This window comes from Hungatella hathewayi WAL-18680, assembly GCF_000235505.1.
Taxonomy (GTDB): domain Bacteria; phylum Bacillota; class Clostridia; order Lachnospirales; family Lachnospiraceae; genus Hungatella_A; species Hungatella_A hathewayi_A.
Window position 1 is genome coordinate 295,537 of sequence record NZ_JH379029.1, and the last position, 24,463, is coordinate 319,999.

A 24,463-nucleotide genomic window follows, 5' to 3' on the forward strand; every position below is an offset into this window, starting at 1 on the left:
TCAATCCTCCTCCTTAAAGACAATATTTTTAAAGACCAGTACAACTGCCACAACCATAAGAAGGACGATAGCCATGGCGCTTGCCTCCCCATACAGATTAAACTTAAATGCAGTCTCAATCAGTGTGGTAGTAAAGGTATTGGTTCCATTCTGTCCCTTCGTTAAAATGAACGGAATATCAAAGATTGCCACCGAATTGACCACCGCAAAAGTAGTCAGAAGTCCAATAATCATCTTGATATTTGGAAATGTAATCGCCCAGAATTGCGCCCAGCTGTTTGCCCCGTCAATCTCCGCCGCCTCGTATAAGTCTCTGGGCACAGACTGCATTGTGCCCAGATAGATAATAAAGCTGTATCCGATATTTTTCCAGAGATAGATAAACGCAAGGCTCATATTTACAATGGAGCTGTCGGCAATCCATTTCCGAATCCATGCTTCCTGTCCCAACATGGTGAGAATGCTGTCCAGACCGCCGTTGATTTCAAAAAACATTTGAAAAATTAAGGTTACCGCCACGGTGTTCATAATAAACGGGAAAAATATCACGCCCTTGAAAAAATTGCTTCCCCGAAGCCCCTTGTACAGGATAGTGGCCAGGAACAGCGCCACCACCTGTTGAATCAATCCTGCCACCAGGTAATAAATCGCTGTCCGGAATACATTCCAGTACTTCTGGGTTGTAAATACTTTTATGTAATTGTCCAGTCCCACAAAATGTTCCGGTCTCGATACTCCGCCCCAGTCAGTAAAACTGTAAAAAAAGATGCTGAGCACCGGATACACAGTCAACAGTATCAACAATGCCATTGGCAGCAGTAAAAACAAAAAGATTAAAATCGAACGTTCCCGTTTCTGACGCCGCAACGTCCCCCTTGTATTTTTCATATCGTGTTAGCTCCTTATTGGAAATTCTGTGCCCAGAGTTTGTTAAGCTCCTCAAACTGCGCCCCTTTTCCATCTATTGACGGCTGGATAATATATTCCTGAAGATAGGTTCCCACAGAGAATACATCTATCTTTGCAGCTCCTGCCATATCTGCTATCTTTGTATCCTTTGCAGGAGAACTGTAATACTCAACGTAATCCAAATCCTGAAGGGACTTTAAGTCCTCCACCTGTCTTCCGCCTTCCTTCATACTCTCATTCATACCTCTTGAGAGCGATACATTTTCACAGAAAAATACACAGAATTCTTTTGCCAGTTCCAGGTTCGGTGAATTCTTATTCACCCCTAAAAAGAGGTCTTCTGACACGCGCACCTGAAGTTTATTGTCCGCGCTTACATTGTTCTTATATGGAAACGGTGCAAACTTAATAGTTTCCGGGTCTTTTCCCATCTCCTGTGCCACTTCTTTTATCTGTGGCAGCGCCCATGTCCCAATTAACATAAACGCGGTATCGCCTGTGGCTACGGAGACTCTGGAGTTATCCCACTGCTCTGTCACCACATCGCCTTCAATATATCCCCCTGCTGCCAAATCACCTAATAGTTTGCAGGACTGATATAATGGCTCCCCTTCAGCCCACGGTGTCTTGTTATCAACGATGGTATTGGCATAAGCCGGGTCCTCCGAGATAGTGATTGCAAGATTGTCCCAGAAACGCAGCGGCCACTGAGCTCCGGCATTAGTATAGAAACAGTTCTTCCCGCTGGCCTTGATTGCTTCGCAGCATTCCATCAATTCATCATAGGTGACTGGTACCTTCCCGCCATAGCATTCATCCAGCACTTCCTGATTGTAAATCAGGCCCTCATATACCACGCCGATGGGAAGTCCATAACTCTGCCCGCCGGTTTGAATGTAATCTCCATAAAAATACTTCTCACCCAACTCTTTCGCATCCCCAAGAGGTGCAAAATACTGTGGCAAATCCGTTGTTTTCATAGACATAGGCAATAACAGGACATCGTCGTACTTTCCGCCTGTCAGACGTGTCACCTGCTGGTCCTCTCCCATTTTCCCCATACCGGTCAGCGTGATATTGGTCACCTCCGGGTGCATTTTTTTAAATTCTTCAAATATTGGAACAATATCTCTCTCATAGGTGGCATCAGATGTTTCTACATTAAATCCGATGCTTAATTCAACTCCATCTTTCGCACTGCCGTTCTCTCCGCTTTGACCCCCAGTTGTCTTCTCTCCTGATGAACCGCATCCACTCATCATGGATACTGCCAGCGCCATAACCGTTAACATGCTTACCATCCGTTTTTTCATAAATTTCCTTCTCCTTTTACTGTGAAATATCACGGCTTTTCTCGCATTGCCTGTGAATTGATATTAGCACATTCCACTACCAAGGTCAATACTTTTTATTTTAAAAGTATATACTTATTAATAATATACAAATATACATTTTATTTTATATGCATAGTTAACAAAAATTTTAAATATATTTCAATTCATTGTTTCTGACTCAGAAATATGATATATTAAGGCTGTATGATGATATTATCTTGTTGCAAAAGGAGCTTTCTATGAACAAGTCAACCTATATTGCCAATCAGATTCGTGACAAAATCCTAAATACCAAGGAATTGGCACCGAATCAGGCCTTAAAGACAGAAGTAGAACTGTGCAAAGAATATAATGTAAGTAAAATGACTCTGAAAAAAGCCATTGATATTCTCGTGGACGAGGGACTGGTCTACAAGCAGAGAGGGGTTGGCACATTTGTCAAAAATTTAACGGAGTCCCCTTTGAATAATATTCGTGACCGGTATAAAGACCAGAACCTGACCGGATTCAGCGCCAGCCACAAGGGACAGACCGTTCATACGAAGGTTCTGGAATACACAGTCATTCCCGCATCTGATTTTATAGCGGAGCAGTTGGGGATTCAGCCTTCCGATTTTGTATATTTCATCAAGCGCCTTCGCTCCGTAGATGATTTCCCCAACGTACTTGAGGAAACTTACATGCCTCTGGAACTTATGCCCGGCTTAAAACTTGCCAACGCGGAGACTTCCATTTATTCCTTTATCGAAAATACCTTGCAATTGAAGGTAACAAGCTCACACTTATCCATCCGGGCCATCAAGAGCACCGAAGAAATCGCCGGATATTTAAATTTAAAACCTGAGGAACCGGTGATTGCCGTCACTCAGACAGCCTTTTTAAGCAATGGACAGTTATTTGAGTATTCTGTCTGTTACCATCGGTATGATGTCTATGAATTTCATACGGTCGTGGTTCGAAAAGATTAATACAATAAAACACCCTCCGACAGATTCCTTTCTAAATCTTGTCCGAGGGTGTTTTATTGCTATGATTATTTACTATAAATCTGGTACCACTTATCCGGTATAAAAGCCACCTCACCAGGCTTGGCATACGCTGATATGCCATACCCCGCCTGCCCCAGTTCTCCCCAGAAACTTCCAAATTCTTTTGATATATAAATTATCTCATCCGCATCCGGCTCGTTGGTCTGCAAGTCTGAGTAACGGAACGCCATACGCAGCAAACGAAGATTGTCTCTCAAAATCTCATTCTCTTCTGCCACATACGCCTGTTCAAAGAGATGGTATACCTTGTCAGTGTCCACATGTGCCGCAAAATAGGCGGCGCACTCATTTCCATTCTCTCCCTGACCGTCACTGAAATCTTCCACATAATCCAGGTAATCTCTCACATAAGGAGCCGCTTTTCCAAAGATTATCAGAAATCTATCTTCCAGCTCTTCATAAGAAAGTGACACATCATATCCCTTTCTTCCATGTACATAGAAGTTGAACAAATAATTCCAAAGATTGTAACATTCCATCTGCGTACCGGATCCCTTACAGTATCCTGTCTTCACAAAATGCTCATAGATTTTGATAATCTCATCTGCCATCGGGCAATAGACCTGGTTACTTCCAAAATTCGTCATATAGTAATCGTAATATACAAGATTATCCGTATAGGCCGCCCAGCCCAGAGCATTCTTCTCCGTATCGCTTCCAATCAAACCGCTGCCGTCCTTCGCCCCAAACTTCCGTATCATATTTGGTCCCCAGGTAGCAACATCAATCAGTAGATTTTTCTCAAATGACATTTTCTCCGGCGCTTCCCACAAATCCTGGTAAACCAGGAGGTCCAGTTGAACATCAGGACATTTTCTTCCCACCCGTGCAGCAATCTCATTGGTCATCCACACATAGTTGTCAACCTTATCATGTTTTCCACATTCCTCGCAGCAGCATTGTGGGTCCACGTCATCATTTGGCCAGAAGTTGATAATATCTACATACGGATTGGCTTCCACCCAGCGAACCATATTGTCTGCTATCTGCTCAATCCCTTCCTTATTCCGCATATCAAAAATCAGCTGTCCATGCCATTTCGTCGAAGGATTAAAACGGGTACCATCTTCCTCTAGCCTGTAATACTCCGGATGGGATACATAGTACTCCTCCGTGAAGAATTCATTGCCATAGGGTGGCAGGAAAAACATGGCGGAATCGTGATGCCCAACAGTCATGCAAATACCGCGTTTTACAAATTCTTCAAACAATTCACTCTTCTTAACCATTTCATAAGATGTAAGCATCAGCATTACACGGTTTATACGGTTCTTCGCCAGCCAGTCAATCAGAGACACTGTCAACTCATGATGCGGAAGGGAATTCACTTCAAACGCATCAAACTGGACAATCGCGGTACGATACCATAAATCACAGTTTTTCTTGACATAAGAAATATCACCTACGCTCAATGTCTCTGACATCGGCACAACTTCTCCTATCTCAGAGCCCCGGCAGCCATACGCCGCAAAGGAACATCCAAACCAACGCTCTAAGAACTCATACACCGCATACAGAGTCCCTCTCTCCCGCTCATATGCCGCCCCATCACTGCCGGCCAGCACCAGATTCTGTTCCCCAAAGGTCTGAATCATCATCCCCTCCGGCCCGGGAACTTTAGCTTTAAAATCCTCAGAACTGATACAATCTCTGGTATACGCGTTGTGTTCCGGACCCCCAATAAGAAGTCTGTTACCTGCAAATGTCTCCGCATCGGTAATCAACGGAATCATCGCACCTGACATTTTCCCAATGTAATATTGTAATTCTAATGCCGCAAACCTCTCTACGGGAGTCGGCTCTTTTGGCATGACTATCACTGCATTTGCCGTTTTATGTTCCACGATAACCATTATTCATTCCTCCACAGGGATGTCCTATTTATTTTCATCTATAATTTCGTTAGAGCGCTTCACCATATTTGCTACTGTCTGTTCAATAGTCTGTGCTCCCGTCATCCCCATCTCACATTCCTCACTGAACACCTGCATTACATCCGTGTTATATTCCGGAAACTGGGATAACTGAATCTGGTAGATAGAATCCATCACATTCTTGTATGCCTCAAAATCATACAGAGACTCATCTTCTCCCATAACTGCTTTTGCTACCGCATCCGCATCCGATTTTGCCCAGGCCGAAATACGTGATTTATTATAATCTGCCCCCCATGTGGTAAGGAAATAAATAAAATCAAACGCTTCCTGAGGATGCTTACAGGATTTTGCAATCGCATATCCGCTTCCGCCTGAACCGATGGTTGCATTCGGCGTCTGGTCCTTCGTCAGGCGCGGCAGTGATGCGAAAGTGGTCTCAAAATCATGAGGATATTTGTCAATATCCTTTAAGTCCCCCAATAACCAGGTGCCCTGAGGCATCATGGCAACCTTGCCGTTAAAGAACATTTCGCGATATGCCATACCCTGGGATTTGATTTCTGCCAGCGGTGTGGAAACTCCCTCCTGCTCCATATCATAGCGCAGCTGCAGGAAATCGCCAAAGGATGGATTATCAAAATTAGAACTTCCGTCCTCTTTAAAGAATAACGTATCCGGGAAATACCCCATTTGGTACATGGTATCCCATGTATGGAAGTAAGAGCCATATACCTTGTCAGGGCCCTCTCCTTTTGTCAATGCCTTTGCATAGGTATAGTAGTCCTCCCACGTCCAGTCCAGTGGCGGAATCGGCAGACCTGCCTCATCCAGCATCTGCTTATTCAGGAATGTTATGTAAACTGAATCCTCTCTTGCAAGTGTATAATAGTCCTCTCCAAACGCCAGAGAGTTGGTATACTCCGTTGCAAGATCAATACCGCGCTCTGCAGCCAAATCATTTAACGGAATGATGGAATCAGAAAGAATTTTCTGATAAGCCTGGTTTCCTCCACTGAAATAAATGATGTCAATCTGTTCATCTGACGCAAGCATCAAGTCTACCTTCTGAAGATAGTTCGTGGTATCCGTGGCTGCAACCAGAGGCTGAATCTCTATGACCACATTGGGATTCTGCTTCATGAACTCATCTGCAATGTCCTGAGTCTTATAAAGGGTTTCATTGGCAATCTCATCGGTATCGGTATACCATTTCAAGACTACCTTCTCTTCACCGCCGGCTGTTTCTGCGCCAGCTGCCGTTGTTCCCGCATCCGCTGCCGTTTCTTTCGCTGCCTGTCCCCCTCCACAGGCAGTCAGCATCGATGCTGCCATCACTGTTGCAAGCTGCAGCGACAATAACTTCTTACCATACCTCTTTTTCATTTTACTCTCTCCTTTGTCTTTCATTTCTTTTCATTTTTTGCTTCTAAATGTTATAGGTAACCAAAATGCTCTCATAAGCCATCCGGATACTTATCCTTTGACACCACCGTCACTGATTCCGGCAATAATCTGCTTCTGACCGATTAAGAAGATAATCAGCAGTGGAACGATTGCAGATACCGCAGCCGCCATGGTCAGCGCGTAGAAACTTCCAAACGCATCACTGAACATCTTCACTCCCAGCTGGATGGTGTAAAGCCTGGAGTTCGTCAAGAATACCAACGGGTTCTGATAATCATTCCAAGTCCATACAAATTTCAGAATCGCAAAAGTTGCAATCGACGGTTTTGCCATCGGCATAATGATAGTAAACAGGGTCCTTAGATGTCCCGCACCGTCAATCTTTGCCGCCTGGGAATATTCATCCGGTATCGCCACCATGGCCTGACGCAGAATAAACACACTCATAACACTAAATACACTGTTTAAGATAATCGACCAATGACTGTCCACCAGCCCCATCTGTTTAAACAGCAGAAATCGTGGAATCAGAGTAACCTGTTCCGGCAATGCCATAGTCGTTAAATACAAAACAAACAGCTTATCCCGCCCCGGAAAATCAATTTTGGAAAAACCATATGCCCCCATGCATCCAATCAATAGTGACAGAAACACAGAAATTACAGTTGTCTTGATGGAGTTCCAATAATATAGACCAAATGGCATCCGTCCGTTCCAGACCTCTGTATAATTCTCAAACCCTTTACTCCGGGAAGGAATCCATTCAATCGGATATTTGAATACATCCGCCTCAAATTTAAATGAGGTACTAATCATCCAGGCCAACGGGAAAACCATCATCACGCCAAGCCCCGCTATAATCAGCCAGCATATAATCTGGCGTAAGCTCCATGCTTTTTTCTTTTCCATATGCTCTTCTCCTATGCACTGAATCATTTAGTAATTAACCCATGATTTCTGCCCTTTCCATTGAATGGCAGTGATAAGGAACACCACGAGGAACAGAATCATGGAAATGGCTGCACCATAACCAAACTTATACTGCTGGAACGAAACCTTATATAAATAGTAGACTAAAACGGAAGAGGAATTTCCGGGACCGCCCTGTGTCAGTACCTGAATAGAATCAAACACTTTAAATGATGCAATAATTCCGGTGACCGACAGAAAAAAGGTAGTCGGAGTCACCATCGGCACCGTAATCTTAAGCATGGTCTGAATCTTACCCGCTCCGTCAATCTGTGCTGCCTCATATAAATCATTAGGCACCGCCGCCAGCGCCGTTGTATAAAGCAGGATATAATATCCCAGCTGCTGCCATACAAACATAAGTGTGATGACAAACAGCGCCCAATCCGGTGAAACCAGCCATTTTGGCGGGTTTGCCATTCCCAATCCGCGCAGAATATTGTTGACCGGTCCATAAGTCGGCTGAAAGATAACCCTCCACACCGCCGCCACGGCTATAGAGCTGGATATATAAGGAAGAAAATATATCACCTTAAAGAAGGATTTTCCCCGCCGCAGCCCATTAATCATCGCCGCGCCTATAAAACCCATAACCAGAAGAACCGGCATGGACCAGACTGCAAATAACACATTATTCTTAAAGGAAATCTTGAATGTATTGTCTCGGAGTAATTTAGCAAAATTCTCCATCCCAATAAATTCCATGCCGCCAAGACCAGATACCAGGTCCCATTTTGATAAACTTAAAACCAGAGTCATTATCAACGGAAACAGAGAAAGCCCAATAAAACCAATGAAACTCGGTGCAATAAACAAATACCCTTTCACCATTTCCCGTTTGGTTTTTTTCGACCATCTTGGTTTTTTATTCATAGCTGTTTGCCTACCTTTCCCTCTTACTTGTTGAGTAATTCAATGAGCAGCAGTACATTTCTCATAATATGATAAGGGTCCTTGACCGGAAGTCCCACAGCCTCTTTCTTTGGATGTCCAAACTGGTCCAGCGTCTGAATCCACTCACGTATCTCTGAATCCGGATTTGGAAAATGCTGGAACACGTAGGCCTCAATCCTCTCATACCAATCCCAGAATTCTTTCTCACCGGTTTCCAGATACAGCCGCAGTGTTGTGTAAAGAGCCTCGGAATGAACCCACCAAATTTTTCCCATACAGTTTCGTCTGGCATAAACCATCACTGGCTCTTCTTCCAGTTCCCCCGCGTCTCCTGTGAGAGGTCCGCCTGTAAGACTGGCATAATGAAACAAACCACCGTACTCTTTATCCCACCCTGCCTCCAGTGCCTTTTTGGTAATCATGCAGATTTCTTCCAGCAGAGCCGGGGTATTCAAATCCTCCGAAATCTCCATTGCATCCAGAATAAACCACATATTCTCTATGGTATGGCCAGGGTTCACGTGTGTACCGAACAGATTATCAATATAGGTATTATCCGAACGGATTACCTCTCGTATCATGTGATTCCCATCTGTGAAATGCTCCAGTGTATCACACACATCTTTTGAAAGTTCCTCTTTCAATTCCCCACACCAGGATGGCTCCAATACAAGTGCCGCATCATACAACTCCTTCACTACATTGGTCATAATCATAGGTATCCCATGCGCTCTGTATTCATGTCCCATGGGATAGGGAAGTGTATAATATGTTCCTGCCTTCAGTCTCCGGCGGACTGACCGGTATAACCGCTTGGCAAATTCCCACGTTTCCATATCATTATCCATCCAGGCAACCTTCGCAAACGCATTAATCACAAAACAATCTGCATAGATGCTGGAATCCAGCACATCACATCCGTCTGCCAGCTTATGTCTCCCCGCTTCATCCGTGAGATAGACACATCGGTAATCATTCTCAGCGATTAAGCAGTACTTATATAAGAAATCCCGTCCCTGTCTTGCCAGTCGTTTGAATTCTTTTTTCTGAAGCTCACTGAAAGTCGCTGCTCTCATCGTGGCAAGCGAAGCAAAGATCCACACAAATCGTCCCTGGGACCAAATGTATTTATCCTTACTCATAAGATGGCTTCCGGTATTGTCAAAACAGTTGAAGAAACCTCCGTTTTCCTTGTCCTCACATCGACCAAGCCAAAAATATAATAAATGATTTGTCAACTCGTTCTCATAGAACCCCAGAAGCCGTCTTCTTTCATTTTCATTCATTCGGTATTTCCTCCCCTTTGTTATGATACTAGTATACATGTATTTTTATTCATTGTCAACATTTAATATTTATTAACTAAAATCTCTTAATTTTTCGTTATTTTATCTAAAATTAATGGAAATACATGTAAATTACCCTTTGACTTTCCCAAGCTTGTATGCTAGTATAAAGTTGTGAACGGTAATATTTCGCTCTATTCACGTTCCATCAATAAACTTGAGAGGAAGATGTCCTATGTTAGAAATTTTACCTCGTGAAAAATCTGAAACCGCTCATCAGTATGCGTTTCGCGTTCTGCGTTACAACATCCTGCACTTGAACCTGGCTCCTGGCCAGCTCATAAGCGAGTCAGAAATCGGAGAACAGCTGAACATGAGCCGCACCCCTATCCGTGAAGCATTTAAGGATTTGGAAAAAGCACATATCGTACAGATTGAGCCCCAGCGTGGAACCTTCGTATCGGAGATTGATAACAACCTGGTATCCGATGCCTGTTTTCTGCGTCTGACCATCGAGCGGGCCGTTATGTCTATCGCCTGTAAGGGTATTTCAGCAGATTATATCAGCCAGCTGGATGAGAATCTGTTTCTTAGCTCCTACTATATTTCCAGAGGGGATGTTGACAAGTGGTTCCTTCAGGACGATGCCTTTCACCGATTGATTTTTAGAGCCTGTGGCAAAGAACAAATCTACAATCTTTTCGATGATATCATGCTTCATTTCAACCGGGTACGTATCATGAATCTGAAGGAAGTCAACATGGCTCTGGCACACAAAGAACATATTGAACTTCTGGATGCTATCAAACGGTGTGATGAAAAGCAGGCATTGGAAGTGCTGGAACGCCATTTAACCTACTGTGTGACTCACTGCAATTAGAATGATTTTTATGTGATTTTTAAGGAGAGGAAACGATGAGGGTATTGTTGTATAACGCAAACATAATTTTGCGAAACGAGATTCTGTATGGATATGTTCTGACTGACCATGGAACCATTCTTGCAGTCGAGTCAGGAGTACCAGCGGATGGTATTGAGGCCGATGAAAAAATTAATGTGGATGGCCAATACTTATCACCTGGTTTTGTGGAACTGCACACCCATGGGGCTGGGGGGGCTGATTTTATGGATGGAACGGTTTCCGCTTTCCTCACAGCTGCCCGCACCCATATGGAACATGGAACTACCAGTCTGCTTCCCACCTCCCTGACAGCAAGTCCGGAAGATACGAAGAAATGTGTGGAAAATTTTATATCAGCCAAAAGCAAACTAAAAAATGGCCCTAACCTGCTAGGCCTGCATATGGAAGGACCTTATTTAAATCCTATCTACAAGGGAGCCATGAATGAATCCTATCTGCGCCTGCCCAATCCGAATGAATATATCTCTTTAATTGAGAATTACAAAGGGGCAATTCTACGTTGGACCACAGCTCCTGAGCTTCCTGGAGCCCTGGAGATGGGAGACTATCTGACCAGTCACGGAATCTGTGCCTCCATAGGACATTCCGCCGCTGATTACCAGACGGTACAGGAGGCTTTCCGCCACGGCTATACCCATGTAACTCATCTGTACTCGGCTATGTCTTCCATCACGCGCCGGGACGGATTCCGATATCCGGGTGTGCTGGAAAGTGCGCTTATATTGGACGGAATGACGGTAGAGATAATTGCAGATGGCTGTCACCTGCCGCCGGAGCTTCTCTCCATGACCTATCGCACCAAAGGGGCTGACTACACATCACTTACCTGTGATTCCATGCGATGTGCCGGAACTGATGCAAAGGAATCGGTGTTGGGATGTCTTACTGACGGCCTTCCTGTTCTGATTGAAGACGGGGTAGCCAAACTTATGGACCGCAGCGGCTTTGGAGGCAGCATTGCCACAGACGACCGTTTAATCCGAACTATGTATAAAGATGCCGATGTTCCGTTAATCGACTGTGTCCGAATGATGTGTGAAACCCCCGCAAGAATTATCGGAATTGATAAACAGAAAGGGGCAATTGCCTGTGGAAAAGATGCCGATTTGGTTATTTTTGATGATGACATTAACATCAAACGGGTTATGATTCAAGGTAACACAACCTATCAATATAAATAAAAAGGAGATCTACTAATGGAAATTCGTATTTTAAAAAATGCACAGGAAGCCGGCCAATTGGCTGGAAAGAAAGCTGCTGCACTGCTGAAAGCGGCCGTTCTCGAAAAAGGCGAAGCGCGGTTTATGGCTGCCACCGGCCAGTCACAAATGCCCTTTTATGACGCACTGCTTGCCGAAGATATCCCCTGGGATAAGATTGAAATCTTTCATTTGGACGAGTATTGCAACCTGCCGGAAACACATCCCGCCAGCTTTAAAAAATATATCCGTGAGCGCTTCGTTTCCCACATTACCCCAAAATGTGTTTACTACATTGACGGCATGTCAAATTTAAACCAGACACTTTCCGAATTAAATATAATCGCTGCGGAAAAACCCATTGACGTAGGCATGATTGGTTTTGGGGAAAACGCACATATTGCATTCAATGACCCGCCTGCTGATTTTGAATGTCCTGACGCTTACCACATTGTCACCTTGGAGGCAAGATGCAAAAAGCAGCAGGTCGGAGAAGGATGGTTTGCATCCATTGAGGATGTACCGGACCAGGCAGTCAGCGCTTCGGTGCCATTCATCCATTCGTTTCAGAATATTGTCAGCCTGATTCCTTACCAGGTGAAAGCTGCTGCCGTAAAAGCAGTGTTGGAAGCTCCTGAAAGGGATATCAATATACCAGGGACCGCACTGTTAGACCATCCAAACTGGTTCCTGTATTTTGACCATGAGTCTACGTCACTTTTAAATCTATCTAAAGTAAAAGGATGGTAAAAAACTTGCTATACACTAACATGGCCCTGTCTCCGGTATCATACCGATGACAGAGCCATGTTTTTTAACGTATATTCATGGCAGAGAAATCCACGGACAAACCCTCCAGAATATCGGTTGGCACCTGGTCGTTGAAAGAATATTTATCTACGCATTCTTTTTCAAAACGGTAAACATCTATCAGTTCTCTCTCCTGGTCAATAATCCAGTACTCCCGCACACCGGCCGCCTCATACTTTCGCAGTTTCAGCAGACAGTCCCTGCTTCTGGTTGATGGAGACGACACCTCAATCACCAGGTCAGGTGCGCCGTGACAGCCTTTATTATCCAACTTCCCGCCGTCACATATCACAATGATATCCGGCTCCAGGTAAGTACTGTCATCATCAAACAGATAGACCCCGAATGGCGCGATATCTACCTCACAGTTTCCACCATGTTCCTTGATGTGTTTGTTAAACACATACAAAGTTTCCACAATAATCCGCTGATGCTTCCTCGTAGGTGTGGACATCATATAAAGCACACCGTCAATCAGCTCAGCCCGCTCCCCATCTGGAAGAGCATAAACATCCTCAATTGTACTCATTTCTAACAATGCCTCTCTCATATTGGTTCCTCGCTTTCTTTTAAAAGCGCAGCTCTCCAAGCAGAACCCCCTGCTCCAATTATAGAACATATATGATGAAAATGCAATGAACTTAGTCCATAAAAAGTCAACAAGTACCTGATTCTGGCTTGTGTCAGGGTCAGCATAAAAAAACACTCAGTTTCACGGAATCAGGTACTATATAAATCTTTTAATAAACTCTAATAAAAATGGACTGGCAACATTCGCAAATAAGCTGCTGCTAAAAGAAGCAGCATATGCCTGCAGATTTGCTAATAACTTTGCCTTATCCTTATTTAATATAGAATTAAGCATTTTACTGCTCACATTATATTCTTCTGAGTTCTGGGGAAGTTGTTTTAAAATATTCAGCCAGTGGGATTGTAACTGTTCCCAATCTATGTCACTGTCACTGTTTATAACCACGTTGTTTGCTCCAATTACAGAATGATGAATCTCATTATTGCCTGATATAGAGATATTCATTACAATATTCCTCCTTACAAACCATGTTTATTTAGCCTGCATATAATTTCAATAATTTACGATATTATCTTTCCCGATAGTGCTTGACTGGATAGTGCTATTGGAGATATTTATCGTCATTTCTCCAGACACCTTGTGGTTAATACAATCAATCAAGGTCAAAAAAACCTTTTCCAGAAAAGCCTTATTTTTAAAATTAAAAATATAATATCGCCCGCTATTTAAGAAAATCGTCAAATCATCGCCTGCTTTTTTGTTAATCTGAATAAGAAAATAAATAATCCCTACCGCACATGCACAGAAAAGAAAACCTACGACCAGATTAAAAGACATGATAATTAATCCAACTATTAATAATCCCCAAACAATGCCTGGAACTTTTTCCTTCGGAGCAGGTCCGGCATTAATCTGTGAAATACTGGATATCTGCAAGGCTGTCTCATGGCTATCCCCGTCAGAGTAGTAAATGATATTTTCTTTTACCTTTAATTCGCTGGTATCAATTTCACTACCTTGTTTCTTAGACAGCCCCAGCTTTTGTAAAATTTCTTTTAATGTGTTTTCTTCCATACTCTACCTCGTTTCTCTTATGAATTTTTAAATCCCAGTTTCATTATACCGTAGAAATATGTGTGAGGCAATCATAATATTTGAAAACAGCCTCCTCTTTAAAATGGCTGCATGAATGGCGAGGAGGGCAAACATGGCATTTAAACCATTGCCTATTAAACACGCAAACGCCCTCTGCATCCAATATGATTTAGATACAGAAGGCGTTTGCCTTTTTCTTATAATATTATCTTTACTGAATATTCATAACAGGAAAGTCCATAGACAATCCCTCCAGAATATCGGTTGGTATCTGGTCGTTGAAAGAATATTTATCTACCCGCTCTTTTTCAAAACGGTACACGTCTATCTGTTCTCTCTCCTGGTCAATAATCCAGTACTCCCGCACACCGGCCGCCTCATACTTTCGCAGTTTCAGCAGACAGTCCCTGCTTCTGGTTGATGGAGACGACACCTCAATCACCAGGTCAGGCGCGCCGTGACAGCCCTTATTATCCAGCTTCCCGCCGTCACATATCACAATGACATCCGGCTCCAGGTAAGTACTGTCATCGTCAAACAGATAGACCCCGAATGGTGCAAAATACACTTCGCAGTTGCCACCATGCTCTTTAATGTGTTTTGAAATGGCATAATAGACCTCGCCTATAATCCGCTGATGCTTCCTCGTAGGTGTTGACATCATATAAAGCACACCGTCAATCAGCTCAGCCCGCTCCCCATCTGGAAGAGCATAAACATCCTCAATTGTACTCATTTCTAACAACGCCTCTCTCATATTGGTTCCTCGCTTTCTTTTAAAAGCGCAACTCTCCAAGCGGAACCCCCTGCTCCAATTATAGAACATATATGATGAAAATGCAATGAACTTTGCCCACAAAAAAATCAACACCCAACCAAGTATCATAGAAAAAGAACCCTATTTATGGTAAAATTCAGATACCATACAATAATCATACATGGGAGGAGTCGTTTATGAGAAAACGAAAAAAATTAAGACGCTTAGCAGCATGCAGCTTCCTATGCCTGTTTGTCTTGATGGCTGCCAGTCTATATTTATTTCATAAAGCAGACACGAAAACGCTCTGGGACGTTCTTCCCGGAATCCAGAGCAGCGCCAAAGTCCAGGACTTTTGTGAAAATCTGATAATGGTTGGAGAGCATATTCCGGAGGACGGACAGGCAGCGAATTTCGCAACCGCCATTACAATGATGGGAAGTGTCGCAATGGCTGCCGAGACAGCACAGAGCGAATCCATCCATGACCAGATATTAAGTCAATACACGGTCGCATTATATCGATCTCAATTACTGAAAAGAGAGGGTAAGGTCTCCCCTTTGGAATATGAACTGTATAAGATACCATTTAAAACAGGCCAAACCGCGCTGATGCAGCGGGTATTACCAAATCTGCAGAAACGAATCGGCCTTCCTGAGGGATTTATGTCCCAGGAAGCTATCGAAAGCCAGCTTCAAGAACAACAGGAAGAAGAACAGAAATTGCAGCAATATAAAGAAGAACACCTCTACGGCAGATACTATCAATATGGAAATTTCAACAGCTATCTGGAGATTAGCCAGTCAGCAGACGAAACATATGACATGATAACATTTGTTCTTCAGTCAGCAGAGGACGTATTGGAAATCCAGCAGGAATTTCGTTACAAGGAAGATTCAAATAAATTTCAAACACAATACAGTGCCTATGGCCGTTCTGAGTTTGAACTTGTGGAGGACGACGTGATTCAAGTGACAAAAGGAGGCGTTGAAACACCTGCAACCTATATTCGACTAAACTCTTCGGATTTTATTATATTCGACAGCAGCACAAGAAAACTATCTGCACAGGAAGCAGCCGCTTTGGACGAACATAACCGCTGGCTTGCAAAGAATGAGATTTATGCCAGACATGGATATCCTTTCCAAAACGAAGAACTAAATCAATATTTTTCCGGAAAAAGATGGTATCAAAGAGGAGAGTATGCGGCAGAAGACTTTCAGGAAAGCAGTCTCTCGGAGATTGAACGATACAATGTAGATTTGCTGAATTAAAAATATCGTACCGGCTGACTGTAACAAAAGCCGGTACGATATTTTATTTTTATAAATAAAACTTTCCCCTTTACACCGTCTCCGCCCGATACCGCAGCGCATTCTGGTGATTTGGGTCATAGTTCAGGGCTTTGTCGAAGCAGGCGGCGGCCTCCTTTTTATCCCCCAGCCCCAGTTTCCCAAGCCCCATCAGATAATAGCAGTGAGCCTTGTTTCTCACATTCAAATCATCCTCAAATATCAGGAAATCCGGTAGTGATACAGCAAAATACTCAATCTTCACCTCATCATCCACATGCTGCTCACCATAATCAATCAGGCGGTAGAACCGGGCTTTGGCCTCGGCGGTCCGGTTTAGCTTATTCTTTGCCAGTCCCTGGTAAAGAATCATATCCGCCGGCTGGTCGTTGTAGTACATCATGCCGGCTGGTTCATCAGTTCCAATCGTGGCGCGCTCGAAGCAAAGCGCCGCTTCACTGTCCTCTCCCAAAGCTTCCGCCACACACCCAAGATAATAATACACGTGGTTATCCTTCGTTCCCTCCAGCTTTCCTTCGCCCAAATTTTCCGGATAGACAAGCGCACGGTTGAGAAGCTCTCTCGCCTTCTCCCACGCCTTCTGCCTCATAGCCTCTTTCGCCATCTCTACCAGTGACACCGTGTATTGGGTCGTTATTTTGCCCTCTCCACCTTCCCACGGATGGAACTTCCGGCTCATGGTCAGGCGGTACGCCTCCTCATAATGCCCCAGCAGATTGTGCAGCGTGATATACTCAATAAACGCATCATCCCGCTTCGCAAATGTCTCCCGGTTCTTCTCATAATTCCGAAGCCGCTCTGCCGCCGTCACTCCCAGCTTCTTATAAAGCTGGTCCAGCTCCAGGAAGATTCTGGCATCTGACGGATTTAGGGAAAATGCCTTCTCCATCACCCCTCTTGCCTCATCCTTTCGTCCTGCCTTGTTATAGTAAGCCAGCGCCAGGTTGCGGAATGCGGTTGGGAACGTGCCATCCAGTTTGACAGATTCTTCCCACAAAGCAACCGCTTTTTCCCATTGATGCTTGTCATAGTACAGATTCCCCAGATAATAATAAGCCTTTGCACCATCTAAATTCTCTCGTATCGCATATTCAAGCGCCTGGATATCCTCCAGCTTATTGGGGAAGCAGTAATCCGGACAGGCATGTTCCGCCGCCGCCAATGCGCTCTGCTTCCCATTCCCATCACCCAGCTTTCCAAGGTAATATGCCTTATAATAAGCAAGCATCGGTCGATCCTTCGTACACAAAGAGAGTACCTGTACCGCCTCCTCATAAGCGCCATATTCAACATAGTCCCTGGCCGCCTGCAGATAATTTTCCGCAAAATCCCGCATCAGATGATTCATCTGTTCCAGTTTGCCGTCCCGGCATTCCTGGTCTTCTCCCTCATTCTGCCGCATTTCCTCCAAAAGCACCGTATCATAAAGCGAAACATAATCAAACGCATCCACTTTTAAGTTCTCTGCCGTCCATCGTTTCGCCTCTTCCATCCGTCCCAGCCTCCGAAGCAGATATGCCTTCAGCCCTCTGGCCTTCACGTTATGGATATTCTTCACCAGTCCCTTTTCCACCAATTCCAGCGCCCGGACAAACTCCCCACGCCTGGCATCAATAGCCGCCAGATAGTAGAAGGACATTTCCTGCTGCTCATTGGACCAAGTGGCCTTGTAAAACGCGTCGTAAGCGTCATCCATCTTCCCCTGATACCACAGCGCCAAGCCAAGATTGTAATATGGCTCACTGTCATAGGGATTCGGATTCTTCCACACCGCCCGCTCCAGAGCTTTTCGGAAATAATGCTCCGCCTCCACAAACATTCCCCTGCGCATCAGCAGAACCCCATACGCATTGTTGATACGGATATCCCCCGGGTCCCGTTTCAATCCTTCCAGATAATACGGGTCCGGCAGATAAGTGGAATGCCGGTACTGCTCAATATGTAAGCCCGTCAGATAAAGCTCCTCATTGGTCTTAAGCTCCTCCGGTTCCTTCGCGGCCTGCGCCGGCTCCGGCATCTTCGAAATCTCCTGCCTCTCCGGCCGGTATTCCACAATCAAAGCATTTCCACATCGGATTTCTACCTTCAGTTTTGTCTCATCAAAACTTCCAGCCGCCTTCTCATAAGCCCACTCACCAAGCAGCATTTTTTCACTAATACTCTTACCATCAATCGTCTTCTCATAAATGTCCACCGGGGAGAGACACACCGACTCCTTCCACACATCCTCCCCGTCATAGCTCACCAAAACCACAGTATCCTCAAACTTCTCCGTGGCATAAGCGCAGACATAAATTCCCTCTTCCCTCACTTCTAAGTTCACCGAGCCGCGGATGGTGGCGTTCTTCACCTCTCCCACCGCCTTATACGGCATAAAATACTGCTTAAACGTCTTCTCCTCAAAAGGCTTCAACCAGGTAAAGTCCGGCTGGTTATCCGTGTAAACTCCCGTCATCAGCTCAATATACGGGCCGTCCTCATCGGTTAAATTCCTGTCCCACGCCTTTCCAAAATCCCCGCATCCCCAGGTCCACTGCTTCTTCCCTGGAGAGATATGATGGTCCGCCACATGAAGAATCCCCGCCCTCAGCCTATGGTCATACCCGCCCACAAAATCATAGCTAGACTTCTCCGCCATATAGGAGGTAGGCACCGGAATATTCTTATATCTGGAAATGTCCACGCCCTCACTGTAATCATGCTTATAATACACGCCTGTCGCAATCGGGAATCTCGACACATCCCGCTTCCCATGGTCCATCACCGCATGCACATCCGGTGGGAAAATAGACTGGGTGTAGTCGTTGACCGGCACCGCCGGATTGGCCCACCACAAAAAGGTCTGCGGCAGCGGCGTCCGGTTATAGAGCTGGCCCCGAATCTCAATATAAGCCTTTCCCGGATACAGGGTAAATGCCGCAATCCCCTTGGTCCCATACATCTGGTCCACATCATTGACATAGAGCGTCTTACTTCCATCCGCTCCCTCCGACAGCTTATAATCCACCGGATTGTAGGTCGTCGGCCGGTGGTGCTGGGGCCAGTTAAACTCAATCCCGCCGGATATCCACGGTCCCGTCAGCCCCACAAGCGCCGGTTTAATCACATGATTGTAATACACAAAATCATAGTCATTGGTCTTGTCATAAGCCCGTTGGATTCTCCCGCCAAGCTCCGGCAGTATCATCACCCGGAGATACTCATTTTCCAGCCAGACCGCCCTGTACGCCTTATCCACCTTCTCATCGCTGATGGTCTCCACCGTCGGATAGGGATAAATTTTCCCGGAGCTGCCCTGATACACACGCTTATCCAGAAATATCGGATTCTTATCCGCTTCCCCAATCTCATACGTCGGGATAACCACCTGCTCCTCCCAGATTTTCACCTGCTCCATCTGTCATTTCCTCCTGTTCTATATTTCAAAAAACAATTCTTAACCATCTATCTCTACAATACAACTATATACTGATTTTATTCGTTTTTCATTATCCTAACTTGCCTGTTAATTTTAAAAAATTGCTATTATCCATTGATTATTTTATTAAAAGAAACTATACTGAATCTAACGGAGGTGATTTTATGATTTCTTATGAGCCCGGAGTGATGAAAGACTCCGATTATTATGTCTATACCGCCAGTTCCCTGGCTGAAAAAACATTTTTTTATCCCGTGTGCGTGGGACATTTTCTCTATGATGCCACCTACTCGCTGAAGCGCAGTTCCTACGACAGTTTCCTGATTGTATATATGAAAAAAGGCCAGTGCATCGTCACTACCAACAACCAGACTTACACCGCCAGGGAAAACCAGATTATCCTCCTGGACTGCTACAAGCCTCATGGCTACTACACCAACACCGGCTGGGAGTCGGAGTGGATTCATTTTGACGGCATTGCCGCCAGAGCTTACTTCCAGATGATTACCGAGGCTTCCGGCCCTATTATCACCCTCCGGGATTCCTACCGTTTTGAAAAATATTTACATAAAATCTACCAGCTTTTCCGGGAAAATGCTTCCATCAAGGAAGCGCTGGTATCCCAGTACATTACCAACATTCTGACAGAACTTTTAGTCTCCCGGGACAATCCGTCCGGGCATTCGGAGCCTTCGGATATCATTGAGGAAACCACGGCCTACATGAACGAGCATTTGACCGAACCGCTGACCCTGGACGACTTAGCCGCCAGAGCCTCCTTAAGCCCCTACTATTTCACCCGGCTATTCAAGAAAGAAACCGGCTTCACTCCCCACGAATATCTCATTGCCATGCGGATCAACTCGGCTAAATTTTTATTAAAGACCACATCCGCCTCCATCAAGGAAATCTGCTTTCTCACCGGTTTTGCCAGTGAGAGCAGCTTCTGCACCACCTTTAAAAAATGGGTAAACGCTACCCCCAGCAGCTACCGGGAATACAGCAGCACAGAAGGGACCGTCTAGCAGGACGGCCCCTTCTTCTATCTCTACTCTGCTGCCTTGCCCATTACCTCTTTGTATGTCTCAGGTGTTACAACAATGGCATCCACCGCGGTCTCCATCACCGGCTCTTTTCCATTGATGATATCCATCAGCACATTGACAGAACCTGCGCCCACAGAATCAGCGGAGAAGTATGCGGAAGCCTTCATACAGGAACCGCCCTCTTTCTTGAACTCATCTTTTGCCATATACGCGCCAAGACCAACTACACAGGCGTCCGCATCAAGACCGGCGCTCTCCAATGCACGTGCCGCGCCTACACAGCCTTCCTCGTTTGCACCGGTAACCAGCCATTTCTTGATTTCCGGATGAGCGGTAATCACCGCGGTAGCGGCGGTATTGCCCTTATCGGTTGTTCCGTCATAATCTGCTTTGAAGATTTTACTCTGGTCAAAGTCCGGGCACAGCTCCGTAAATTTATCAAACTCGCCTTCCGCACGCGGCACACAGCTGGACACGGTGTCCATGGTCATGATGAGAAGTCCTACCTCCGGGTCTGTCACCAGGTTGTTATCCTTGGCATAGTTAGCCAGCCACTCGCCGTTGGCTTCACCAATCACATAGGCGTTGATCCCTACCCACGGAGCCAGCTTGCTGCCGCTTGCATCCTGAAGCGCATCATCGGCCGCCACGATGGGGATGCCTGCCTCATTTGCCTTGTCAACCACTGCCTGTGACATGGTCTGGTCCGGAATACAGGTCACGATACCGGATGCCTTGTTGGCAATGGCGTTATCAATGGCCTTCAAATATTCCTCCGGACTCATTTTTGCATCTACATAAATGAACTCTCCGCCCAAATCTTCCACGGCCTTCTGTGCCGCCGCTCCCTCGTCGATAAACCAGGTCTGGTCACCAGCCTTGTAGATTCCGTATACGACCAGCTTGTCGCCTGCCGGTGCCTCTGCCTTTGGCTCCTCTGCTTTTGGTGCGTCTGCTGCCGGTGCCGCCGTAGTATCCGCCGCCGGAGCTGCCGTGGTTGCCGGTGCATCTGTTCCAGTGCTGCATCCCACTAAGGATGCTGTCATGGCCATCGCCATCAGTAATGCTGTTGTTTTTTTCATGTTCTCTCTCTCCTTTTATTTTCTTTGCTCTATCACAACACACAAATAATGTGAATTGTTTCTATTTAGCTGTTCTTCATACTTGCCGCCAGCAGCGCTTTATCGCGGTTTCTCTTACGGATATAGTCGGATGTCAGTGCGAATAACAGCAGTCCGCCTCTTGCCACATACTGCCAGAAGGATGGCACATTTACCATGGTGAGTCCCATATTAAACGCCTGAATCAGGATGATACCAAGCACCGTCCCGCCCATGGTTCCGACGCCGCCCGCAAATGACACGCCGCCAAGAATAACCGCCGTGATGGCGTCAAACTCTAAGTTCACACAGGCCGCCGGCTGGCCGGAATTCATACGTGCCGCAAACACCACACCGCCAAGGGCACACAGCACGCCCATCATCACATAACAGATTAACACAATCCGCTCCGGATTCAGTCCCGCCAGACGGGCCGCGTCCTTATTGCCTCCGATAGCGTAGATACTGCGTCCAAACTTGGTCTTCGCCAGGATAAATCCAAATATCACAATGGCAATTATCATAATCCAAACGGACAGCGGTACGTTCAAAATCCTTGCCTTCCCAAGGGTGATAAACGTCTTGTTGCTGATTGCAATCGGTTTTCCTCCGCACACAATATAAGCAAATCCACGGATAATCGACTGGGTCACCAGAGTTGCAATAAATGCCTCCAGCTTGATTTTATTCACCATCCAGGCGTTGAACACGCCCACTACCGCCGCAATCACAATGGTAATCAGAACCGCTGCCATAAAGGGCACGCCCCAGCTCACCAAAAGCGCCGCAATCACGCCGGATAATGCCGCCAGAGACCCAGGAGACAAATCGTTTTGCCCCGCAATAATCAGGTATGTATGCCCGATGGCCACCAGTCCAACCAGAGAGGACGCAACCAGAAGGTTAATGATATTTGCCATGGTCATGAAGTTCCGGTTTAAAGATGTAAACAGGATAAACACCGCCACAATGGCCGCCATCAGTACCAGTTTGTCTCCACCTATTGCCTTTTTCATCTTTTCTACATTTTTCATGATTCATTCTCTCCTATCATTCCTAGACTGAGAAGTTTGCTCTCGGTTGCTTCCTCCCTGGAAACTTCTCCGGATATCTTCAGCGATTTCATAACGATAATCCTGTCGGACAGTCCGATTACCTCCGGCAGTTCGGAAGAAATCAGGATAACGCCCAGCCCCTGCTTTGCAAAGGAACAAATCATGTTATAAAATTCAGATTTTGCTCCCACATCAATCCCTTTGGTCGGCTCGTCTAAAATCAGCACCTTGGGATTGGTTGTCAGCCATCTGGCCACGATACATTTCTGCTGGTTGCCGCCTGACAGCTCCACGATTTTCTTGTCCGGTGAAGGTGTCTTAATCCGGAAATCCCTGATTCCCTGGTCCGCCACCTCCGCCTCCTTTTTGCTGCTGACAATCCCCAGCTTATTGGAGTTTTTATCCAGCATGGAAATATTGATGTTGCCGCTGACACTCAAATTTGCCAAAATGCCCTGCATTTTCCTGTCCTCCGGCACCAGGACGATGCCGTTGTCCATGGCGTCCTTCGGGGATTTGTTCACAATCTTCTTTCCTTCCAGCCACACCTCGCCGGACCTTAAATGGTCCGCCCCGATAATAGCCCGCATCACTTCCGTCCGGCCCGCTCCCACCAGTCCGGAGAAACCAAGCACCTCTCCCCGCCGCAGCTGGAAGGAGGTCGGTTTCACGTAGTCGGAGGAGACATTTCTCACATCAAGCAGAACTTCCCCTATCTCCTTGTCCCTGTCCAGGTTCTCGTAGATATCGCCCAAATCCCGGCCCACCATCATCTTGATCATCTCGCTCTCCGGCACCTCGCCGGTCACCACGGTGTTCACATATCTGCCGTCCTTGAAGATGGCAACCTTATCGGTAATCCGCTGAATCTCGTTCATACGGTGGGATACGTAAATGATGATTTTTCCTTCTGATTTCAACTTCTCTATGATGGAAAACAAACTGTCAATCTCCGAATCGCTCAAGCTGGCCGTCGGCTCGTCAAAGCAGATAACCTTTAATCCATCCCGGCTGTACGCCTTCATGATTTCCACCATCTGCTGGTAGGCGATGCTCAAATCCTTCACTTTTGCGTCCGGTTCAATGGGAAGACCAAAGTCCTCAATAATCTTCCCCGCCATCCGGTTGGCCTCTTTCATATTGATAACACCAAATTTGTTCACCGGCATCCTGCCCAGGTAGATATTTTCCGCCACTGACAGCTCCATGAGAATCTGCCTCTCCTGGTAAATGACGCTGATTCCCGCCTCGATCGCCTCCTGGGGGGATTTAAAATGCTTCCTCTCCCCGTCCAGCCAGTATTCTCCCTCATCCGGCTGATAGTCCCCGTTTAAGACCTTCAAAAGCGTGGATTTACCGGCCCCGTTTTCACCGAGAAACGCCAGCACTTCTCCGCTGAATGCCTGAAAACAGATATCATCCAGCGCCTTCACGCCCGGAAAATACTTGGAAATGTGTTTGAACTCTAAGACACTTCCCATATTACCTCCTCCT

Annotated in this window: 21 protein-coding genes; 6 read left to right on the forward strand and 15 right to left on the reverse strand. The window is 45.8% G+C overall.

Annotated features, from left to right (window positions below):
• Positions 1–888 (reverse strand): carbohydrate ABC transporter permease, encoded by an 888-nt coding sequence (locus HMPREF9473_RS22145; protein WP_006782453.1) that lies wholly within the window; start codon positions 886–888, stop codon positions 1–3.
• Positions 889–902: 14 nt separating this feature from the next.
• The gene (locus tag HMPREF9473_RS22150) at positions 903–2,222 is read right to left on the reverse strand and encodes an ABC transporter substrate-binding protein (protein ID WP_006782454.1); all 1,320 of its coding nucleotides are present in this window, start codon (positions 2,220–2,222) and stop codon (positions 903–905) included.
• Between the two features lie 260 nt (positions 2,223–2,482).
• Here HMPREF9473_RS22150 and HMPREF9473_RS22155 point away from each other — a divergent pair, with 260 nt between their 5' ends.
• Positions 2,483–3,211 (forward strand): GntR family transcriptional regulator, encoded by a 729-nt coding sequence (locus HMPREF9473_RS22155; protein WP_006782455.1) that lies wholly within the window; start codon positions 2,483–2,485, stop codon positions 3,209–3,211.
• Positions 3,212–3,276: 65 nt separating this feature from the next.
• On the opposite strand, the gene HMPREF9473_RS22160 is transcribed toward HMPREF9473_RS22155, so the two are convergent.
• The 5 genes from HMPREF9473_RS22160 to HMPREF9473_RS22180 all read right to left on the reverse strand — a co-directional run bounded on the left by HMPREF9473_RS22160 (position 3,277) and on the right by HMPREF9473_RS22180 (position 9,722).
• Positions 3,277–5,145, reverse strand: coding sequence for a DUF4838 domain-containing protein (locus HMPREF9473_RS22160; protein ID WP_006782456.1), 1,869 nt, complete (start codon positions 5,143–5,145; stop codon positions 3,277–3,279).
• A 24-nt stretch (positions 5,146–5,169) separates the two neighbouring features.
• Complete coding sequence (locus tag HMPREF9473_RS22165) at positions 5,170–6,552, reverse strand: ABC transporter substrate-binding protein (RefSeq protein WP_006782457.1); 1,383 nt, start codon at positions 6,550–6,552, stop codon at positions 5,170–5,172.
• A 90-nt stretch (positions 6,553–6,642) separates the two neighbouring features.
• On the reverse strand, positions 6,643–7,482 hold the full coding sequence (locus HMPREF9473_RS22170) for a carbohydrate ABC transporter permease (RefSeq protein ID WP_006782458.1): 840 nt from the start codon (positions 7,480–7,482) through the stop codon (positions 6,643–6,645).
• Between the two features lie 27 nt (positions 7,483–7,509).
• The gene (locus tag HMPREF9473_RS22175) at positions 7,510–8,415 is read right to left on the reverse strand and encodes a carbohydrate ABC transporter permease (RefSeq protein ID WP_006782459.1); all 906 of its coding nucleotides are present in this window, start codon (positions 8,413–8,415) and stop codon (positions 7,510–7,512) included.
• Between the two features lie 23 nt (positions 8,416–8,438).
• Complete coding sequence (locus tag HMPREF9473_RS22180) at positions 8,439–9,722, reverse strand: AGE family epimerase/isomerase (RefSeq protein WP_006782460.1); 1,284 nt, start codon at positions 9,720–9,722, stop codon at positions 8,439–8,441.
• Positions 9,723–9,957: 235 nt separating this feature from the next.
• Here HMPREF9473_RS22180 and HMPREF9473_RS22185 point away from each other — a divergent pair, with 235 nt between their 5' ends.
• Genes HMPREF9473_RS22185 through HMPREF9473_RS22195 form a run of 3 tightly spaced genes read left to right on the forward strand, consistent with a single transcriptional unit; the run spans position 9,958 to position 12,593 of the window.
• A complete protein-coding gene (locus tag HMPREF9473_RS22185; RefSeq protein ID WP_006782461.1) occupies positions 9,958–10,602 on the forward strand; it encodes a GntR family transcriptional regulator in 645 nt (214 codons plus the stop codon).
• Between the two features lie 35 nt (positions 10,603–10,637).
• Entirely contained in the window at positions 10,638–11,825 is a 1,188-nt protein-coding gene (gene nagA / locus HMPREF9473_RS22190) for an N-acetylglucosamine-6-phosphate deacetylase (RefSeq protein ID WP_006782462.1), read from the forward strand.
• Between the two features lie 15 nt (positions 11,826–11,840).
• Positions 11,841–12,593 (forward strand): 6-phosphogluconolactonase, encoded by a 753-nt coding sequence (locus HMPREF9473_RS22195; protein WP_006782463.1) that lies wholly within the window; start codon positions 11,841–11,843, stop codon positions 12,591–12,593.
• A gap of 64 nt (positions 12,594–12,657) precedes the next feature.
• Here the strand turns inward: HMPREF9473_RS22195 and HMPREF9473_RS22200 are convergent, their stop codons facing one another.
• The 4 genes from HMPREF9473_RS22200 to HMPREF9473_RS22215 form a co-directional block, all read right to left on the reverse strand.
• Entirely contained in the window at positions 12,658–13,203 is a 546-nt protein-coding gene (locus tag HMPREF9473_RS22200; protein WP_006782464.1) for a Uma2 family endonuclease, read from the reverse strand.
• A 177-nt stretch (positions 13,204–13,380) separates the two neighbouring features.
• On the reverse strand, positions 13,381–13,689 hold the full coding sequence (locus HMPREF9473_RS22205) for a hypothetical protein (protein ID WP_006782465.1): 309 nt from the start codon (positions 13,687–13,689) through the stop codon (positions 13,381–13,383).
• Between the two features lie 48 nt (positions 13,690–13,737).
• Positions 13,738–14,259, reverse strand: a complete 522-nt coding sequence (locus HMPREF9473_RS22210; protein WP_006782466.1) for a hypothetical protein — start codon at positions 14,257–14,259, stop codon at positions 13,738–13,740.
• A 232-nt stretch (positions 14,260–14,491) separates the two neighbouring features.
• On the reverse strand, positions 14,492–15,037 hold the full coding sequence (locus HMPREF9473_RS22215) for a Uma2 family endonuclease (RefSeq protein ID WP_006782467.1): 546 nt from the start codon (positions 15,035–15,037) through the stop codon (positions 14,492–14,494).
• Between the two features lie 197 nt (positions 15,038–15,234).
• On the opposite strand from HMPREF9473_RS22215, the gene HMPREF9473_RS28285 reads away from it, so the two are divergent.
• A complete protein-coding gene (locus tag HMPREF9473_RS28285) occupies positions 15,235–16,311 on the forward strand; it encodes a YARHG domain-containing protein (RefSeq protein ID WP_006782468.1) in 1,077 nt (358 codons plus the stop codon).
• 70 nt (positions 16,312–16,381) lie between these two features.
• On the opposite strand, the gene HMPREF9473_RS22225 is transcribed toward HMPREF9473_RS28285, so the two are convergent.
• The gene (locus HMPREF9473_RS22225; protein WP_006782469.1) at positions 16,382–19,747 is read right to left on the reverse strand and encodes a DUF5107 domain-containing protein; all 3,366 of its coding nucleotides are present in this window, start codon (positions 19,745–19,747) and stop codon (positions 16,382–16,384) included.
• 185 nt (positions 19,748–19,932) lie between these two features.
• Here HMPREF9473_RS22225 and HMPREF9473_RS22230 point away from each other — a divergent pair, with 185 nt between their 5' ends.
• Complete coding sequence (locus tag HMPREF9473_RS22230; protein ID WP_006782470.1) at positions 19,933–20,793, forward strand: AraC family transcriptional regulator; 861 nt, start codon at positions 19,933–19,935, stop codon at positions 20,791–20,793.
• A gap of 23 nt (positions 20,794–20,816) precedes the next feature.
• On the opposite strand, the gene HMPREF9473_RS22235 is transcribed toward HMPREF9473_RS22230, so the two are convergent.
• From HMPREF9473_RS22235 to HMPREF9473_RS22245, 3 genes are all read right to left on the reverse strand, one after another.
• The gene (locus HMPREF9473_RS22235; RefSeq protein ID WP_006782471.1) at positions 20,817–21,896 is read right to left on the reverse strand and encodes an arabinose ABC transporter substrate-binding protein; all 1,080 of its coding nucleotides are present in this window, start codon (positions 21,894–21,896) and stop codon (positions 20,817–20,819) included.
• 65 nt (positions 21,897–21,961) lie between these two features.
• Positions 21,962–22,948 carry an ABC transporter permease gene (locus tag HMPREF9473_RS22240; protein ID WP_006782472.1) on the reverse strand — a complete coding sequence of 329 codons (987 nt, stop codon included), beginning with the start codon at positions 22,946–22,948 and terminating at the stop codon, positions 21,962–21,964.
• Entirely contained in the window at positions 22,945–24,450 is a 1,506-nt protein-coding gene (locus tag HMPREF9473_RS22245) for a sugar ABC transporter ATP-binding protein (RefSeq protein ID WP_006782473.1), read from the reverse strand. The genes HMPREF9473_RS22240 and HMPREF9473_RS22245 overlap by 4 nt, the downstream gene beginning before the upstream one ends.
• Positions 24,451–24,463 lie beyond the last annotated feature (13 nt).

What these genes read in the sequence shown, in the direction of transcription:
- HMPREF9473_RS22225 (WP_006782469.1), bottom strand. Translation starts at nt 19,747, where the DNA reads ATGGAGCAGGTGAAAATCTGGGAGGAGCAGGTGGTTATCCCGACGTAT.
- nagA (WP_006782462.1), top strand. Translation starts at nt 10,638, where the DNA reads ATGAGGGTATTGTTGTATAACGCAAACATAATTTTGCGAAACGAGATT.
- HMPREF9473_RS22200 (WP_006782464.1), bottom strand. Translation starts at nt 13,203, where the DNA reads ATGAGAGAGGCATTGTTAGAAATGAGTACAATTGAGGATGTTTATGCT.
- HMPREF9473_RS22160 (WP_006782456.1), bottom strand. Translation starts at nt 5,145, where the DNA reads ATGGTTATCGTGGAACATAAAACGGCAAATGCAGTGATAGTCATGCCA.
- HMPREF9473_RS22240 (WP_006782472.1), bottom strand. Translation starts at nt 22,948, where the DNA reads ATGAAAAATGTAGAAAAGATGAAAAAGGCAATAGGTGGAGACAAACTG.
- HMPREF9473_RS22245 (WP_006782473.1), bottom strand. Translation starts at nt 24,450, where the DNA reads ATGGGAAGTGTCTTAGAGTTCAAACACATTTCCAAGTATTTTCCGGGC.
- HMPREF9473_RS22235 (WP_006782471.1), bottom strand. Translation starts at nt 21,896, where the DNA reads ATGAAAAAAACAACAGCATTACTGATGGCGATGGCCATGACAGCATCC.
- HMPREF9473_RS22145 (WP_006782453.1), bottom strand. Translation starts at nt 888, where the DNA reads ATGAAAAATACAAGGGGGACGTTGCGGCGTCAGAAACGGGAACGTTCG.
- HMPREF9473_RS22195 (WP_006782463.1), top strand. Translation starts at nt 11,841, where the DNA reads ATGGAAATTCGTATTTTAAAAAATGCACAGGAAGCCGGCCAATTGGCT.
- HMPREF9473_RS22150 (WP_006782454.1), bottom strand. Translation starts at nt 2,222, where the DNA reads ATGAAAAAACGGATGGTAAGCATGTTAACGGTTATGGCGCTGGCAGTA.
- HMPREF9473_RS22185 (WP_006782461.1), top strand. Translation starts at nt 9,958, where the DNA reads ATGTTAGAAATTTTACCTCGTGAAAAATCTGAAACCGCTCATCAGTAT.
- HMPREF9473_RS22180 (WP_006782460.1), bottom strand. Translation starts at nt 9,722, where the DNA reads ATGAATGAAAATGAAAGAAGACGGCTTCTGGGGTTCTATGAGAACGAG.
- HMPREF9473_RS22230 (WP_006782470.1), top strand. Translation starts at nt 19,933, where the DNA reads ATGATTTCTTATGAGCCCGGAGTGATGAAAGACTCCGATTATTATGTC.
- HMPREF9473_RS22170 (WP_006782458.1), bottom strand. Translation starts at nt 7,482, where the DNA reads ATGGAAAAGAAAAAAGCATGGAGCTTACGCCAGATTATATGCTGGCTG.
- HMPREF9473_RS22205 (WP_006782465.1), bottom strand. Translation starts at nt 13,689, where the DNA reads ATGAATATCTCTATATCAGGCAATAATGAGATTCATCATTCTGTAATT.
- HMPREF9473_RS22210 (WP_006782466.1), bottom strand. Translation starts at nt 14,259, where the DNA reads ATGGAAGAAAACACATTAAAAGAAATTTTACAAAAGCTGGGGCTGTCT.
- HMPREF9473_RS28285 (WP_006782468.1), top strand. Translation starts at nt 15,235, where the DNA reads ATGAGAAAACGAAAAAAATTAAGACGCTTAGCAGCATGCAGCTTCCTA.
- HMPREF9473_RS22165 (WP_006782457.1), bottom strand. Translation starts at nt 6,552, where the DNA reads ATGAAAAAGAGGTATGGTAAGAAGTTATTGTCGCTGCAGCTTGCAACA.
- HMPREF9473_RS22175 (WP_006782459.1), bottom strand. Translation starts at nt 8,415, where the DNA reads ATGAATAAAAAACCAAGATGGTCGAAAAAAACCAAACGGGAAATGGTG.
- HMPREF9473_RS22215 (WP_006782467.1), bottom strand. Translation starts at nt 15,037, where the DNA reads ATGAGAGAGGCGTTGTTAGAAATGAGTACAATTGAGGATGTTTATGCT.
- HMPREF9473_RS22155 (WP_006782455.1), top strand. Translation starts at nt 2,483, where the DNA reads ATGAACAAGTCAACCTATATTGCCAATCAGATTCGTGACAAAATCCTA.